The organism is Pseudomonas sp. P7779 (assembly GCF_013386315.1).
Lineage (GTDB): Bacteria > Pseudomonadota > Gammaproteobacteria > Pseudomonadales > Pseudomonadaceae > Aquipseudomonas.
The window spans coordinates 116,313-132,824 of record NZ_JACARZ010000063.1 but is presented as its reverse complement, the minus strand read 5'-3'; the positions used below and the strand labels follow the sequence as shown (position 1 = coordinate 132,824).

The following is a 16,512-nucleotide window of genomic DNA, read 5'->3' as shown; positions in this document are numbered from 1 at the left end:
GGGTAAGGATGTGGCCCCGGTTGTGGCCCGGGCCCCGGATGCGGCCCCGGCTCAGGATGAGGTCCTGGTTGTGGATGGGGTTGCGGATGGGGCTCCGGGTGCGGTGGCATCGGCCGTGGTACAGGCATCGGGCGCGGCGCCGGCATGGGCGGGCGATAACCGCCACCGCCGCCATGGGGCACCACAAACGTGCGTGCGCCACCACCGCCGCGCAGTTGCCAGGCCTGGGCCGCCAGCGGATCGAACAGCGTCAGCAGCAAAGTCGCGGTCAGCACCGCCGCCATGCTTTTCATGGCTGTTCTCCCTGAGGCTCCAACTGTTGCAGGGGCACCGCGCGGGCGCCGGCCGGCGGGGTGAACTCAAAGTCGGCAGGCTTGGGCGGGCTGTTGAGCTGCCACAGGTAGTTGACGCTGTGCCGAGGGTGTTCGGCGGTGTCGCGGCGGCTGATCACCAATCGGCAGGGCAGCGGTTGCGCGCCCTGGCGAATCCACAGTTGCCAATCGATGTCCGGCTGGCGATAGGCGTAGTGGGTGCAGGTCTGGCCGTCGATGGTTTCACTGCCGATCAGTACGGCGTTGCTGATGCCCACCTCCTTGGCGGTGCCGGGATGCCAGCGGAACAGGTCGGCCAGGGGCAGCTCGATGCCATAACGTTCACTCAGCTGGTCGAGCAACCCGCCGATATTCGCCGGTGCCGCCTGGTTGGCGAAGTAACCGCTGCGGCTGTCGTACAGGGTGAAGCGCTGGCCGTTGTAGAACAGGCTGCGGCGCTCACCGTCGCTTTCCACCGAGACTTGCAGCTTGTCCGGCTGCATCGCTGCAAGGCGGGTCTGGTGACTGAACTCGATGGTCTGGCCGTTCTCCAGCACCTGGTCGGTGTGGCTGTGGGCGTCGATGCGAAACTGCTGCAGGCTGCGCAGGTAGCCACCCATCTGCTCCAGGGCGGTGAGGGCCTTGGGTTCCAGCTCGTCGGCCAAAACGGTGTGAGGGGTGAGCAGCAAGCCTGCCAGCAATAGACGCGCGAGATGAATACGGGACATGGCGCACTCCGTTCATTCCGTGAAGGTGGCTCTCACCAGACGTACTGCAGGCGGAAGGTCCAGGTGTTCACATCGGGTGAACCGGTGCGCTCGGAGACCGTGTCGTTATAGGCGATCAGGCCGCCAAACTGGGGTGACAACATAAAACCCAGGCTGGCGCCCAGCAGGCCGTTTTCCTGTTTGTTGTCTTGCCAGTCGCCGTCGATCCTGCTTTCGCCGCCGCGGTTGTAGGTGGCGTCCAGCGACACCCAGAGTGCGCGGTTGATGGTGTAGCTGTAGTGACCCTCGATGGCATACAGCGGCTTTTGTTCCAGCTTGCTGTCGCCGTGGTAATCCTTGTTGTCGCCAAACAGCGACACGTAGGTGTTGATTTCCAGCCAGGTCGGGCCAATCGGGGTGCCGAAGCCCAGTTCGGGCTTGAACACCCAGCGGTTGGAGCCGATGTTGATGATGCGGTCTTTATCGTAGTCGCCGGTGGGCATGGTCATCCACAGCGCACCGGTGAGGAACGTCTCGGGCTTCCAACTGGCGAATTCCTCGGCGGTCAATGCCGGGCCACCGAAGATGTTATGGGCGAACACAATCTGCGTGTCGCCCATGCCACCGTTGCGCTTGGTCCCACTGAAAAACTGGGCGTTGTCGAACGACGCCGAAACGTCGGCGTACGGCTGGATAAACTGGATGGCGCTGTTGCGCCCGTCGATGCCGAATGAACGGGCGTAGCGGAACAGGTAGAGGTCGGCGTTCAACGACAGGCCGTTGATGGGCAATGTCGTGTCGATCGGGGTGTTGGTGTCGACCCGGTTGTAGTAGCCGAACACCATGTTCAGATCCGTCGGGGTGTTCTGCCAATCCCTGGCATTGTCGGCAAACCCTATCCCTGGCATCAGTGCCAGCGTGGCGGCGGTAAACGCACTCAATTGACTACGTGAAACCATGGCTCTACTCCTTGTAAATGCCTGATGTCAGGGTGCAGCGGTACTACGTGACCAGGCGCTATTTGATCGGTGTGAGCGGTGGCAGCTTCCATTGGCCGTTACCCACTTCAGGCTTGGGCAGGTAAATGCGCAATACCGCGTAGAACGGGCCGGGCGGTGCTGGCAGCCAGTTGCTTTGTTCGGCTTTCGGTGGCTCGTGGTGGGCCACCAGCAGCGTCAGGCCGCCATCGGCATCGAGCTTGAAGTTGGGCAGCATCCGCGAGTTGAGCAGGTAGCGTTTCTTCAGGTTCGGCACCAGCAGCTTGGTCTTGGCGTCGTACATGGTCAGCGACCAGAACGCATCGGAGGGTGGCAACTGGCCCTTGTCGAAATGCAGGGTGTAGCTGTGGCGTGCGCCGTTGGCCGGTTTGCCCTCGCTGTCGACGAAGTAGCTCAGGTAGGCGGCTTCGTCGGTGGAGTTGCCGAAGATGCCCATGTTGGCGCCGGCGTAGCGGTACAGGTAATTGTTCTGCAGGTGATCGCGGCTGCCGAACAGGTCACCGCTGGTTACCTGGTGCGTATCGACCTTGTCCTTTTTGAACGCCGCAAACTCGGCCTTGCCGTCGGCTATGCCGTCTTCCAGGGCCTTGCGTTGCTCGACGGTGAGGGCCTTGAGGTCAAACGGCTTGCCGGCTTCGACGCCGATCCTGGCAAAACGCGCCAGCACGTCTTTCTCGCTGTCCTGAGGCGCCGCATAGCCCAGCATGAAGTTCAGGTAGCGAAACAGGTGCACGCTGTCGCTCATGTTCGGGGTGGGCTTGGGCCAGGCGATTTTCGGCGGCTTGGTCGGTTTCGGCTGGTTCACATAGTTGCTGAGGGTCTGGACCTTGTAGCCGCCCTGGATCTGCTTGACCTTGGCCAGGTCCTTGTCATCGAACAATTGCGTGCGGTACAGCGCGTAGGCGATGTTGCTTTCGCTGTACACGACGCGGTCGATATTGGTGGGCTGCTGACCTTTCCAGCCGGGGCCGGCGATCATGTAGTGGCCACCGTTGTTGCCGGTGCTGCGGGTGCCCAGGTAGCCGAAGTTCTGGGTGTAGAGGTCGATCAACTGCACCGAGTAGTAGCGGTTGTCCTCGATCTTCGGCAGGGTCAGCACCACCGGCTCGGCGCGCAGGTCGAGCCAGACGAAGGAGTAGGGCGTGTCCGAATTCGGTGTAACGAACGCAGTGTCCTTGGGCGTGAACACCTGCGCGGTGTTGCCGATATGGTTGAACGGCGCCTTGTAGTTCGGCCCGGTCTTGTCGACGGCCTGGGTGTAGAGGGTCTTGTACATCTCCACCACGGGGAAGCCATAAAGGTAGGCTTCCTTGGCGATGGCCCTGGCTTCACTCGGCGTAGCGGTGAAATCGGCCCAGGCGCCGGTGCTCATGAGAATCGAGAGGCTCGCCAACAGCAGGCGCGTCGGTTTTCGAATCATGTTGTTGCGTCCTTACTGAATCAGTCGGATATCGTCGAGTTTCCAGCTTTTATCGAAGTAGGCTTCAGTCGGCGCGTACAGTCGGAAATAGCTGAACCAGTGTTTGCCGGGCAGAGTTTGCACCCAGTTGCTCTCGAAGTCTTTTGGCGCGTGCGGTCCGAAGTAAAGATCTATCGATCCGTCGGCATTTTTCTTCAAATCCTGGCGTGAAGACAGGTCCGCTTTACGCTGTGGGTTGTCGATCAGGCAGCGGCTGTCGATGTCATACACGGTCATCGACCAGAACTGTTTGGCCGGCGGGTTGGCGCCGACATGCAGGGTGTAGGCCTTGCCGCCGTCGAGCCATTGGCCCTTGTTGTCGGTATAGGCGCCGAGGTACGTCTGGCCCAGGCCGGGGGTCTTGGAAACCATGCCTTTGGTGTTGGTGACCGCTTCATAGAACCAGGCGCTGCGTTCCCAGAGCTGGTCATAGTAGGTAACGCGCTGGGACGGTTCGGCGATGTTGAGCACGGTGTCCCACTGCCGGTCTTTCCAGTACTGGGCCTGGGGGAAGCGTTTGGCGAAGGCATTGGCCTTGGCAATCAACTCGCCCATTTGTGCGCCTTGCTCCAGGGCCTGGCGTTGGCGGTCGTTGGGGTTGAACGGCTTGTCCTTTTCGATGCCCAGGCTGGACAACATGGCCATATAGAAGCGGTCACGCTCGTTGACGGGCTCTTTCTGGATAATCCCGTGCAGCCGTTCCCAGTAGGCCATGCCGCGCGGCTGGGTGCCGGACCAGGGCTTGCCGCCGGGAGACAGTAAGCGGGTTTTCGCCGGGTTGGCGCGCTGGGCGTAGGGGTACATCCTGAATTGCTCAACCAGCGCCTTGCCCTTGGCCGGGTCGGGGTCGAGTACGCGAAAACCCACCAGCACGTTCATGGTTTCCGATTTGGCCAGGTAATACTTGCCGGCATCTGCGGGTGGCTCCTGGCCGGGTGGCAACACCAGGTACTTGCCGCCCTTGCCCAGGTCGGGGCCGGTCTGGCCCATGTCGATGATCGCCCGTTGCCAGAAGTCGCCAATCCCGCCGGCCGTGGGGCCTGGCGGCAGTTCGATCACCAGGGGGCCGGTCTCGTTGAGGTCGACGAAGCCGAGGATATACGGTGTGGTGGCGTTGGCCGTGATCACGCCGAGCTTGTCTTCGTAGGTGGTCAGTACCATCAAATCGCCGCTGCGTGCGCCAAGCTTGGTGCTGAATTCGTCCTGCCATTGGGCGTAGGACACCAGCGGCAGGGCCCAGAGAAAACTCTGGGTAGCCTGCTGGAAATCCAGCTCGCCATACAGTTTGGCGATTTCGCTGTGGGCCGGCAGTTCACCTTCCATGGTGATCGGGCCGATGCGGGTGTCCAGGGTCTGTGCCTGTACAGCGGCGGTCAGGGTTAACAGGCAGAACCCGGCACTACGAATCAGAACACGCATAAAATATCCTTATTTCCCAAACGTGACGTTGATCCCGGCAAACAGGGTGAACTGCGGCAGGCCATCGCCTTTGCGGGCCACGGTCCATTGCGGTTCGAGGTAGGCGTTGAGGATGTTGCTGCCGGATTTCCAGGCTTTGCCGGCACCGAACCCGATAGGGATGTAATGGGTGTCGTTTTTCAGGTCGAACGTCCAGGTGCCGGTAGAGCGCAGGTACCAGCCCTTGGGCAGGTTGTGAATGATGAACGGCTGGAAGGTCGCGCTTTCGACATGGGCGCGGTCACTGTCCCCGGCAAACGAGCTTTGGTATTGCACCAGTGCGCCGAGCAAGCCGCGGGGCGAGGCGTCGATGGCCACCGCCGCCAGTCCGGCCTGCCACTTGCCGGTGCCCAATTCATCGTGCTCGGCGGTAGGTGCGGTGATTTGCGGGCCGATGCCCAACTGCACGCCATCGGTCTTGAGCAGGAAGATATCGAACAGGTTCAGGTCGCCGATCCCGGTGGTGTAGCCACTATGGGGGTCGGGGCGCGTACTGATGGGCAGGGTGGCACGTAGTAACTGAGGGACACCGATGAAATCCGATGGCGCAATCGGCAATGTGCCGCGCAGCAGCGTGTCATTGGTGTGGGCGTTGCTGTCGAACAGCCTGGGCGTGTAGTAATCCTGCAGGTTCGCTCCCGGCGCGAGGTTCAGCGGGTTGTTACTCTTGTTGGCGGTGTCGGCGTTGTCGGCCTGGGCCGAAATCACAGGCAACACCGAAGCCACCAGCACAACTGCTGGAAAATACGATGACTTGAGCATGACCACTCCCCCATTCCCTGGTGATGTTCCCGATAGCGCGTTTGCGAAGGCTAGGGGGCTGTCCTTATTCACTATTACGTGTAGGACATGTCGTTTGACGCTAGCAGTAAATTCCGCACTCGCTAGTCAATCGAAAGAATTAGTTGTTTGCTGTGGTCGCGATCACGGAGGCGTCCGCTGGGCGCAGACTGCATTGGAATGCCGTCACTGTGTAACGGCATTGGGGAATAGGGGGGCTCAGCAGACGGGCAGTATGGATTTGACCTTGTCACGCAACTGATCAATCGAGAACGGCTTGCCGATCACCTGCATGTCGGCTGGCGAATCGATATTTTCGGCATAACCGCTGGCGAACAGGATAGGCAGGGCGGGGCGTATTTCACGGGCCTTGAGGGCCAGTTGCTTGCCGTCCATGTCCGGCAGGCCGACGTCGGTCATCATCAGGTCGATGGTCTGGTCGGTGTCTTGAACTATTTTCAAGGCTTCTTCGGCATCGGCCGCTTCAAGCACTTGGTACTCCAGCTCTTCGAGGACATCGACGATCAACATGCGCACGATGGCGTCGTCTTCGACTACAAGGATGGTGGAGGGGGCGGCTGACATAGTGGAGGTTCCCGAACAGTGGAAGGGGCAGGTCTTGGGCAATGGGAAGACCGTTTTCATCCTGAGTATTGTCGGTCCCGGCAAGTTCCCCAGATAAGCAAAACATTGTGCCGGTAACGGCTACAAATGTCGCGTATCACCGCCACTCACTTGCCAGGGGCTTGCTGGAACAACCAGCAAGCCCCGGCCATGGTCTCAAGCTGCCGGTTTTATCGGTTAAAGGGATCCGTACACCAACCCATGGACCCGGCTCTGGTTCTCGCTTGCCTTGAATGTGCTGACCGTATATTCCGGGTTTGTCGGCGTCCCAAACGCTCCCGGGATGAGCGGCGTCTTACTGTTGGCCAGCGATTCCTTCATTCCTTTTTTCATGGCGTCCTCGGTCGGAAAATTGACCAATCCGAAATTGGGGTCGAAATAGAACCATTTTCGCGTGCCGCCTTCCACGATCACTCCCGCTGTCATCGCGTGGACGGGCGTGGCGATGATGAGTGTCTTGGACGTCGTCGCGTTGGCCAGGTCATCGATGATGGCCTGATAGGACTTTTGCGTGACGACTTCAGCCGAGTGCGGTCGCTTTCTGAAGTGATCCTGGGCTTCGCTCATGTCCTTGATGAACCTCGCCGATTTTGGGTTGGTTTCCTTGGTTGCCGCTGCAATGAAAAGCTTGTCGATGTACTCGTCCTGTTTTCCAACGGACACGGCGTAGGCCATTGCGTTGGCTAACACGCCACATTCGCCTCCGGTCACCGTGTCCACCTGGCTCAAATAGAAATTCTGGGGCATGCCCCGGAGCTTGATGCCGGGGATGCGCTCAATTTCGGCTTTGTAGAACTCATAGTTTTTAAGGCCGACTTCTGATCGCTTTTTGCCTATTGACTGTGCCAGGGCGCCGATTTCTTCGGGGCTTCGATTCGGCTTAAGTGCCAGTTCCATGAGCTCTGCGATATCCATGGAGCCCGAGTAGCCCGGGATGTCATCCACTACCCCGTTGTTATAGCCACGCATATACGCATCGTGGCTCGTTGTTCTGGCGTGTTCCTGCGTAGCCTTGAATGAGTTGGATAATTGCTTGGAGGGTGTGTTTTGCGCCTTGGTGGCCGGCCCTCCGACAAAGTACTCCCAGAAGCTTTCAACGTTGTCCTGGACCGACACGGTCTGTGGCGTGAACCCCTTCAGCGGTGGGCCATAGGGTTGTTTCTTGAGGGCGTCGTACGCGTACCATTCGCCCTTGTTCAATACAGCGGAGGCTTCGAAGGTTTGATCCGCCAGCTTGATGGTGCCGATTGCCGCGACGCCATGTTCCTTGCCGGCGGCGTTCAACAGGTCATAGCTGCCGGCTGCCCCCTTGAGTTTGTTTAGCCCGTTAATGCTTTTTTCGACTACAAACTTGCCGCCCCGGTTAATCAGTCCTGCGCCTCCCAGAAGCAAATCGCCCAAGCCGCCCACCGGGTTCAAGGCGCCGATGGTGGCGACACCGATCTTTTTGGCAACATTCAGCGCCTTGGCGCCTGCACTGAGGGCTTTTGTGCCCGCCTGTGCCGCTTTGGACGAACCCAGGCTGACAAAGCCCAGCAGGTCCAGCTGGAGGTCAATCGCCCCCTCCAGGTAATTACCCTTGGTAAAGTTGGCAATCGCTGACTTGAAGGGAATGAGGTCGAGGAAGAAATGGGTCACCTTCAACTCGGTTTCCATTTGCTTGTCGTAGGTCGTGGCGCCTTTGGCTTGCTTGACGACATCCTCGTTGCCCAGGTCGAGGTTTTCGACAAATGCATCCGCGATGTACTGGGTACGGGCGGTGGCAAAGCTGTTGGGAGGCAGTGGGTTCGTGTCTGTACTGGCTGAGCGCTCGGGCTCACTGGCCTCTGATGCGTCGAATTTTTTTATTCTGTTTTCCTCGATCGCCAGTTCCCAGGTACTCGCAGAGAAATCCTGGGGCGTTACTTTTTTGATGCTGCCGTTTTTTATGTCCAGCCTATAGGTAACAGGTTCCGTGCCACCCCCTACCTGTATCAGCAGCTCATTTTTAATCGGTTTGAAAAGCGAGGTGACCAGGTTTGGGCCCAATTGATAAACAGAGGGCTGGTAAAAAGTGAGGTTGCCCTGCTCGATGTTTTTTCGATCTTCCAGCGGCAGGCTGGCGATCAGGTGCTTTACGGTGGTGGCAACCCCGTCGTTCAGCGACTTGATCGACGCTTCAAACTGCTTTTGAAATGTCGCGTTTACGTCGAACTTGAGCGACTGGCCTTCCAGTGCCTGGGTGATGTCTGGATCCTTGGATTCCCAGGTGTAATCGCCCAAGCCACTCATGGCGATGTCCAGCAACGAATGCAGGCCCGCAGGTGCGCGGTTTGGGTCGTAGAGCGGTACGCCAAACTGTTGTTGGCGGGTGTCCTTCACCGTCAGGGCCTTTTTTTCAAACGGCACATCTTCGCCAAATCGCTCTTTGAGCTGGGCCAGTGCAATGGCCTTGCGGCTCGGGATATCGGTCTCCAGCAGGGTGGAGGCCTTCATGCGTTCATCCACCTGTTGAGTGAACTCGACGCGTATCGCTTCCAGCTGGTCGGGGCTGTAGGCATCGTCGGGTTGTTTGCTGATAACGCCGTTGGCCACTGCCCAATCAATCAGCGCTGCCCTCTGTGCGCTTTGGGTCACGCCGGGCTCGGCGAGTGCAGCGCTTTCGGCCTTGAGCATCACTTGGGCGAAAGTCATGTTCGGTACCGAGCCCGGCGACTGCGCTTCAATCGACGCCGCCGCAACCGCCAGGTTGACCCAGGCCGGGCTGCCATAGGTCACGCTGGCCGGGATGTCTTTGATCAGGAACTCCGGGGCTGTTCTTGCCAGCAATACGTAAGCACCCGCCTGGGCCATCTCGGGGCTCGTTCTGCCCTCGCTCGACAGGTGTGCGCTCAGCCCGTTGACGATGGCAGAGGCCGGCTTGCCCCAATGTTCTTCACTGGCCACGTCGAAACCGGCCAGTTTGTTCCGTTGAGGCGCCTGGACTGACTCGGGATCCATCTGTGCACTGATGGCGGCCAGCAGGTAGTCGTAATGGCTGTTCTTGGTCTCGATACCATTGAGCCCGCGCTGCAGGGCCTGGCCCATCAGTTGGCCTTCGGGCGAGCTTAAAAGAAACTCGAGGATCTTCGCCGGGTCGTTCAAGGCGGCCACAGGAATGGGATTCTGGTACGCGAGAAAGTCCAGGACGCTCTTTGTCTGCGTGACTTGCGGCTGATCGCCGAGGTGGTGGGCGTGGTTCATCGCAAGCAGGCGCAACTGAGTTTGCTGGTTCTGGTCCAGCGGTGCAGGCCAGGACAAGGCACCGCCCAGGTCACCGAAAGGGTGGGCGGCGATCCTGACGGTCGCTTCCAGTTTCAGCTTGAGCAACTCGGCCTTGGAGGTTGGCAGAGGCACCCCGTTGGCATTCAGGAATGCCTCCAGGCTTTGGTTGACCCTGGTCCCCATGTCCAGGGTGTTGTGATGAGACGAGTCCGGATGAATGGCCATTTGTGTGAGCTTCAGGACGGACTGTACATAGGGGGCGGTGTCGTAGTCTTGCAGGGCCGGGGCTGCGAGGTTGATGGCGTCCAGCAGGTTCTGCCAGTTCTGCCGGTCGGCCATGGGCTGTTTCAGCACATCGGAGCGGCTGGCGGCTGATGCTGGCGCTGCTGCAACGGCAGGGGGCGTGGCTGGCTGGGGGCTCAGGGACGATGCCCCGGAAGCAGGGGAGGAAGAGAATTGGGGCGCAGGCTGTTGCACGGAGAGGTGGCTGACATTTTGCATCGGTGGGTACCTGTTTTATTAGGAGATACGCGCCTTTTCCGGGGAGGTTCCCTGTTCCCCACGGCACCCCTTTGGGTGGGGCGGCCCACACACAACGTTCCAGGCTCACTTCGGTTCCCATGTAAGAAGGAAAGTCAATTGCCGAGTGTTAAAAACACATCCATTCGGCTATTTATCAATGGGTTATGTAATCCATGTCGCTACGGGTAGCAGAAAAATAGCGCTCAGGCGCAACTTTGGGGCAAACTCCTCGTTTTTCCGTATTGGCCAAGGCATGCCCATGACTCCCGCGTCGTCCGTCGATGAGAAAAGCTTCCGTAAATTGCTGGGCCGCAACGTGGCACTGCCGTTGGGCGTTGGCGTGCTCAGCGCGGTGTTTTTCGTCGTTCTGATCACCTACCTGTTGTCGGTGATCCAGTGGGTCGAACACACCGACCGGGTAATCAACAATCTCAACGAAACCTCGAAACTGACCGTGGACCTGGAAACCGGCATGCGCGGCTTCCTGATTACCGGTGACGAGCATTTCCTCGACCCGTACGAAGTGGCCAAGCCGCGGATCATTTCCGACTTGCGCAACTTGCAGGCACTGGTGGCGGACAATCCGGAGCAGGTGGACCGGCTCAAGCGTCTGGAATCGTTGCAACAGGCGTGGAACACCTACGCCCAGTCGATGATTGACATGCAGCGGCAAAACGGCGATTACCGCACCGCCGTGAAAGCCGGGCGTGGCAAGAGCCTGACGGACGAGATTCGCAAGGAGTACGACCGGGCGGTGGCGATGGAGCAACAGTTCCGCATCACCCGCAATGAAGACGTTACCCGCACCACGATCATCAGCGTCACCTTGTACCTGGTGTTTGTGCTCGGCCTGAGTGGCTTCCTGGCGTATGTCGGCCGAAAGAATCTTTTAGAACTTTCAAACAGTTACAGCGAAAACCTGATGTCGCAGCAGAGGATCGCCAAGCGCCTCGAGCAGCAAGCCTGGTTGCGCAACGGCCAGACCGAGCTGGCCGAGCAGGTCCTTGGCCAACTGACGCTGAATCTGCTGGGGCGCAACATTTTGCAGTTCTTTGCCCAGTACATGGGCTCGGCGGTGGCGGCGTTGTACGTGCGTGAAGAGCACGGCGGCCTCACACGCGTGGCTACCTATGGCTTCTCCCGCGAGCAGGAGCAGCAGGAACAGTCGATCTACAACGACGAAGGCATCGTCGGCCAATCGGCCCGGCAGGACCGCCTGATTCGCCTGGACGATGTGCCGGTGGATTACTTCAAGGTCAGTTCCGGCCTCGGCGAAGGTGCGACCCGCAGCGTGCTGGTGGTACCGACCAGCGATGATGGCCGGGTCAACGGGGTGATCGAACTGGGTTTCCTGCGTGCACTCGATGACCGTGATGTCGAACTGCTGGAGTTGATTGCCGACAACATCGGCACCTCCATCGAAGCCGCGCGTTATCGCCAGCGCCTGCAAGAAGTGCTGGCCGAAACCCAGCAGCTCAATGAAGAGCTGCAAGTGCAGCAGGAAGAGCTCAAGACGGCCAACGAAGAGCTGGAAGAACAGTCGCGCATCCTCAAGGAGTCCCAGGCCCACCTGGAAACCCAGCAGGCGGAGCTGGAGCAGACCAACGAACAATTGGCCGAACAGACCCAGACCCTGGCCGAGCAGCGCGATGCCATGGACCAGAAGAACGTCCAGCTCAACCGCGTACAGATCGAGCTGGAAGAGCGCGCCGACGAGTTGCAGCGCTCCAGCAAGTACAAGTCCGAATTCCTCGCCAACATGTCCCACGAGCTGCGCACGCCGCTGAACAGCTCGTTGATCCTGGCCAAGTTGCTGGCGGAGAACCCCCAGGAAAACCTCAGCGCCGAACAGGTCAAGTTCGCCGAGTCGATCTACTCGGCCGGTAACGACTTGCTCAACCTGATCAATGACATCCTCGATATCTCCAAGGTCGAAGCCGGTAAGCTGGAAATGCGCCCGGAGAACACCAGCGTTGCGCGCCTGGTGGATGGGCTGCGCGGCATGTTCGAGCCGCTGGCGGCCGACCGCAAGCTCGGGTTCCAGGTGGAGGTGCAGGAAGGCTCGCCACACATGCTGTTCACCGACCGCCAGCGCCTGGAGCAGATTCTGAAGAACCTGCTGTCCAACGCCATCAAGTTCACCGAGAAAGGTGAGGTCAGCCTGTCGGTATCCCGGGCACCGGGGGAGGGCATCGCCTTTACCGTACGCGACTCGGGGATTGGCATCGCCCCGGACCAGCAGGAAAGCATCTTCGAGGCCTTCCGTCAGGCCGATGGCACCACCAACCGTCGTTACGGCGGCACCGGCCTGGGCCTGTCGATTTCCCGGGACCTGGCGAACCTGCTGGGCGGCTATATCAGCGTCACCAGCGAACCTGGCCAGGGCAGTATCTTTACCCTGGTGGTGCCCGAGCACTATGTAGAGCGTGACGAAGACACCCCCGCGCTGGAACAGCCGCGCGCGGTAGTCCCTGTGCCTGCACCGGCGCCGATCAAGGTGTCGCCGATGCCGATCGCCCACGAAGCGCAGATCCCGCGCTTTATCGATGACCGCGACAAGGCTCCGTTCGCCACGCGTTGCATCCTGGTGGTGGAAGATGAGCCCAACTTTGCCCGCATCCTCTTCGACCTCGCCCATGAACTGGGTTACCACTGCCTGGTGGCCCATGGCGCAGACGAAGGCTACGCCCTGGCGGAACAGTACATTCCCGACGCGATCCTGCTGGACATGCGCCTGCCGGACCATTCCGGCCTGACCGTGCTGCAACGGCTCAAGGAACATGCCGGGACCCGCCATATCCCGGTGCACGTGATTTCCGTGGAGGACCGCGTCGAAGCCGCCATGCACATGGGCGCCGTGGGCTATGCAGTCAAGCCGACCACCCGCGAAGAGCTCAAGGATGTGTTCGCCCGCCTGGAAGCCAAGCTGACGCAGAAGGTCAAGCGTGTGCTGCTGGTGGAAGACGATGACCTTCAGCGAGACAGCATTGCCCGCCTGATCGGCGACGATGATATCGAGATCACCGCCGTAGGCTTCGCCCAGGAGGCCCTGGACCTGCTGCGCACCCACATCTACGACTGCATGATCATCGACCTCAAGCTGCCGGACATGCTCGGCAACGAGCTGCTCAAGCGCATGTCCATCGAGGACATCTGCTCGTTCCCGCCGGTGATCGTCTACACCGGGCGCAACCTGACCCGCGATGAAGAGGCCGAACTGCGCAAGTATTCGCGCTCGATCATCATCAAGGGCGCGCGTTCCCCCGAGCGCCTGCTGGACGAGGTGACACTCTTTCTGCACAAAGTCGAATCGCAGTTGTCCCATGAACGCCAGACAATGCTCAGGACTGCCCGCAGCCGCGACAAGGTGTTCGAGGGCCGCAAGATCCTGCTGGTGGATGACGATGTACGCAATATCTTCGCCCTGACCAGTGCCCTGGAGCACAAGGGCGCGATTGTCGTGATCGGCCGTAATGGCCGCGAGGCGATCGAGAAACTCAATGAAGTCGATGACATCGACCTGGTACTGATGGACGTGATGATGCCGGAGATGGACGGGTACGAGGCCACCGCCTTGATCCGCCAGGACCCGCGCTGGCGCAAGCTGCCGATCATCGCGGTGACGGCCAAGGCCATGAAGGACGATCAGGAGCGCTGCCTGGCGGCAGGCTCCAACGATTACCTGGCCAAGCCCATCGACCTGGACCGGTTGTTTTCATTGATTCGCGTGTGGCTACCCAAGATGGAACGGATTTAATTGGAACGAAGCACTGACATCGAACTGCGCTTGTTGATTGAGGCGATTTACCTCAAGTACAGCTACGACTTTCGCGACTACTCCGGCGCTTCGGTCAAGCGCCGCGTGGCTCATGCGTTACGTCAGTTCGACTGCGCCACCATCTCGGCCTTGCAGGAACGGGTGCTGCATGACCCGACGGCGTTCATGCAGTTGCTGCAGTTCCTGACGATTCCGGTCAGCGAAATGTTTCGCGACCCCTCGCACTTCCTGGCGATTCGCAAGGAAGTGGTGCCGCTGCTCAAGACCTACCCGTCGATCAAGATCTGGATCGCGGGCTGCAGTACCGGGGAGGAGGTGTATTCCATGGCCATCCTGTTGCGTGAGGAAGGCCTGCTGGAACGCACCATCATCTACGCCACCGACATCAACCCCCGGTCCCTGGAAAAAGCCAAGCAGGGGATCTTTTCCCTCGAGAACATCCGCGCCTATACCCACAACTACCAACAGGCCGGTGGCCAGCGTTCGTTTGCCGATTACTACACGGCGGCTTACGATCATGCGATCTTCGACAAGACCCTGCGGGAGAACGTGACGTTTGCCGATCACAGCCTGGCGACCGACAGCGTATTCTCCGAAACTCAATTAATTTCCTGTCGCAACGTATTGATTTACTTCAATAAAAAGTTGCAGGATCGGGCGTTTGGACTGTTCCATGAGTCGCTGTGTCATCGCGGCTTCCTGGTGCTGGGCAGCAAGGAAACCCTGGATTTTTCCGCCTACAGCAAACAGTTCGAACCCCTGGTCAAGCAAGAACGGATCTACCGAAAATTATGAATGAAGCTACTGCCAGCCCGGTATCCGGGATCGAGGCCATTGTGATCGGCGCTTCCGCGGGCGGTGTCGAGGCATTGCTGAGCATTTTTGGCGAGCTGCCGGCGAGCTTCGGCCTGCCGATCATTACCGTGCTGCATTTGCCGGACGAGCGCCGCAGCCAGTTGGCGGAAGTGTTTGACCGACGCGTATCGATGAAGGTGGTGGAGGCCCGCGACAAGGAAGTGATCCAGCCCGGTACCCTGTATTTTGCCGGCCCCGGTTATCACCTGTCGGTGGAGCACGACCGCAGCCTGTCACTGAGCCAGGAGGACCGCGTGCACCATTCCCGCCCGGCAATCGACTACCTGTTTGATTCAGCCGCCGATGTCTACGGCAAGGGGTTGCTGGCGATTTTGCTGACGGGGGCCAACCAGGACGGCGCCCGGGGCCTGGCCCACGTCAAGCAGAGCGGCGGTACCACGGTGGTGCAGGACCCTTTGGAGGCCCGCGTCGCCGTGATGCCCCGGGCCGCCCTGGCGCTGCATGAACCTGACCATATCCTCACCTTGAGCCGCATCGGCACCTTGCTGGCTTCCCTGGAATCCTCCCCATGTTAAGTACTGTCCAGGCCAAACTGCTGATCGTCGACGATCTGCCGGAAAACCTGCTGGCCCTTGAAGCGCTGATCAAGCGCGAGGACCGCCAGGTCTATAAGGCATTGAGCGCCGACGAGGCCTTGTCGCTGCTGCTGGAGCACGAGTTCGCCATGGCCATTCTCGACGTGCAGATGCCGGGCATGAACGGCTTCGAGCTGGCCGAGCTGATGCGCGGCACCGAAAAGACCAAGAACATTCCCATCGTGTTTGTCAGTGCTGCCGGCCGTGAGCTCAACTATGCGTTCAAGGGCTACGAAAGCGGCGCCGTGGATTTCCTGCACAAGCCGCTGGATATCCACGCGGTCAAGAGCAAGGTCAACGTATTCGTTGACCTGTACCGCCAGAGCAAGGCGATGAAGCAGCAGGTTGAAGCCCTGGAGCAAAGCCGGCGCGAGCAGGAAGCCTTGCTCACGCGCTTGCAGGCCACCCAGGCCGAACTGGAGCAGGCCGTGCGCATGCGCGATGACTTCATGTCGATCGTCGCCCACGAAGTGCGCACGCCCCTCAACGGGCTGATCCTGGAAACCCAGCTGCGCAAGATGCACCTTGCCCGGGACAACGCCGCGGCGTTTACCCTGGACAAGATGCACGCCATGGTCGACCGCGATGAGCGGCAGATCCAGAGCCTGATTCGCCTGATCGAAGACATGCTCGACGTGTCGCGCATTCGCACGGGCAAGCTGTCGATCCGCCCCGGTCGCTTTGACCTCACGCAACTGGTGCACAACCTGCTGGAAAATTTTGCGCCGCAGGTGGCGGCGGCGGAGTCTTCGGTGGCCTGGGTCCAGGAAGGGCCGGTGGTAGGCAACTGGGATGAATTCCGTATCGAACAGGTGGTGTCCAACCTGTTGACCAACGCCTTGCGCTACGGGGCCAAGAGCCCGGTGGAAGTGCGGGTGTACGCCGAGCATGGCGAAGCGCGGGTAGAAGTACGTGACCACGGGATCGGCATCAGCGAAGACAACCAGAAACGTATTTTCCAGCAGTTCGAGCGCGTGTCGGCCAACCATGCCGTGGCGGGCCTGGGCCTGGGGTTGTTTATCTCCGAGCAGATTATCGCGGCCCACGGCGGGACCATTGAAGTGGAAAGCCGGATAGGCGAGGGCGCGTTGTTCCGCGTCTGCCTGCCCCTGGAGGCCGGGGCATGAAATCAATCGCAAATCCGACGCAACCTCTGCGTGACCCCATGGTCGTATCAGCAG

At 59.9% G+C, this 16,512-nt stretch carries 11 protein-coding genes and 1 pseudogene; 4 read left to right on the top strand and 8 right to left on the bottom strand.

Annotated elements, in window-relative coordinates:
- The 8 genes and pseudogenes from HX869_RS19045 to HX869_RS19010 form a co-directional block, all read right to left on the bottom strand.
- Positions 1 to 293: pseudogene (locus HX869_RS19045) on the bottom strand (hypothetical protein); the annotation flags it as partial.
- Entirely contained in the window at positions 290 to 1,039 is a 750-nt protein-coding gene (locus HX869_RS19040; RefSeq protein WP_177042110.1) for a DUF2092 domain-containing protein, read from the bottom strand. The gene HX869_RS19040 and the pseudogene HX869_RS19045, both read right to left, overlap by 4 nt.
- A gap of 32 nt (positions 1,040 to 1,071) precedes the next feature.
- Positions 1,072 to 1,977, bottom strand: a complete 906-nt coding sequence (locus tag HX869_RS19035) for a transporter (protein WP_177042108.1) — start codon at positions 1,975 to 1,977, stop codon at positions 1,072 to 1,074.
- Positions 1,978 to 2,035: 58 nt separating this feature from the next.
- Positions 2,036 to 3,436: a DUF1254 domain-containing protein gene (locus HX869_RS19030; RefSeq protein WP_177042106.1), complete on the bottom strand. Its 1,401-nt coding sequence runs from the start codon at positions 3,434 to 3,436 to the stop codon at positions 2,036 to 2,038.
- Between the two features lie 12 nt (positions 3,437 to 3,448).
- Positions 3,449 to 4,894, bottom strand: coding sequence for a DUF1254 domain-containing protein (locus HX869_RS19025; RefSeq protein WP_178903510.1), 1,446 nt, complete (start codon positions 4,892 to 4,894; stop codon positions 3,449 to 3,451).
- 9 nt (positions 4,895 to 4,903) lie between these two features.
- Positions 4,904 to 5,695, bottom strand: a complete 792-nt coding sequence (locus HX869_RS19020; RefSeq protein ID WP_177067777.1) for a hypothetical protein — start codon at positions 5,693 to 5,695, stop codon at positions 4,904 to 4,906.
- 237 nt (positions 5,696 to 5,932) lie between these two features.
- The gene (locus tag HX869_RS19015; protein WP_177042100.1) at positions 5,933 to 6,298 is read right to left on the bottom strand and encodes a response regulator; all 366 of its coding nucleotides are present in this window, start codon (positions 6,296 to 6,298) and stop codon (positions 5,933 to 5,935) included.
- A 216-nt stretch (positions 6,299 to 6,514) separates the two neighbouring features.
- Complete coding sequence (locus HX869_RS19010; protein ID WP_256736778.1) at positions 6,515 to 10,081, bottom strand: hypothetical protein; 3,567 nt, start codon at positions 10,079 to 10,081, stop codon at positions 6,515 to 6,517.
- A 280-nt stretch (positions 10,082 to 10,361) separates the two neighbouring features.
- On the opposite strand from HX869_RS19010, the gene HX869_RS19005 reads away from it, so the two are divergent.
- The 4 genes from HX869_RS19005 to HX869_RS18990 are packed head-to-tail and all read left to right on the top strand — an operon-like array spanning position 10,362 to position 16,458.
- Positions 10,362 to 13,859, top strand: coding sequence for a response regulator (locus HX869_RS19005; RefSeq protein WP_008431024.1), 3,498 nt, complete (start codon positions 10,362 to 10,364; stop codon positions 13,857 to 13,859).
- A complete protein-coding gene (locus HX869_RS19000; protein WP_003217583.1) occupies positions 13,860 to 14,675 on the top strand; it encodes a protein-glutamate O-methyltransferase CheR in 816 nt (271 codons plus the stop codon).
- Positions 14,672 to 15,271 carry a chemotaxis protein CheB gene (locus HX869_RS18995; protein ID WP_008431027.1) on the top strand — a complete coding sequence of 200 codons (600 nt, stop codon included), beginning with the start codon at positions 14,672 to 14,674 and terminating at the stop codon, positions 15,269 to 15,271. Before HX869_RS19000 ends, HX869_RS18995 begins: the two co-directional genes overlap by 4 nt.
- Complete coding sequence (locus HX869_RS18990; RefSeq protein ID WP_003217587.1) at positions 15,265 to 16,458, top strand: hybrid sensor histidine kinase/response regulator; 1,194 nt, start codon at positions 15,265 to 15,267, stop codon at positions 16,456 to 16,458. The genes HX869_RS18995 and HX869_RS18990 overlap by 7 nt, the downstream gene beginning before the upstream one ends.
- The last annotated feature ends 54 nt before the right edge of the window (positions 16,459 to 16,512 follow it).